The 296-nt window shown below is 37.8% G+C and carries 1 pseudogene; it reads left to right on the top strand.

Annotated features, from left to right (window positions below):
• A pseudogene (locus tag ACSG5Z_RS30945) lies at nucleotides 1-296 on the top strand (2-hydroxycarboxylate transporter family protein); the annotation flags it as partial.

Here is a 296-nt window from a genome sequence, read left to right as displayed (position 1 = left end):
GTATTAGTACAAGGTTTCGTTCGTATGTTTATACCTTAAGTAGTAGGGACGTTAGCTTCTGTAGCGGTAGGATTATTTGTCGGTTCACTATTTGGATATGAAATGAAGCAAACATTCTTCTTTATCATCGTACCAATTGTGAGTGGTGGTATTGGGGAAGGGATTTTACCATTGTCGCTAGCTTATAGTGATATTTTAAATGAATCATCAGCAACGTTTGTATCACAACTTATTCCAGCGGCTATAATTGGAAATATGTTCGCAATCGTGAGTGCAGGGTCTGACTCTAATACACA

The organism is Bacillus pretiosus (assembly GCF_051294775.1).
GTDB classification, from domain to species: Bacteria; Bacillota; Bacilli; order Bacillales; family Bacillaceae_G; genus Bacillus_A; species Bacillus_A wiedmannii.
Note: the sequence above shows the minus strand (reverse complement) of the source record. Positions and strands in the feature narration are given on the sequence as shown.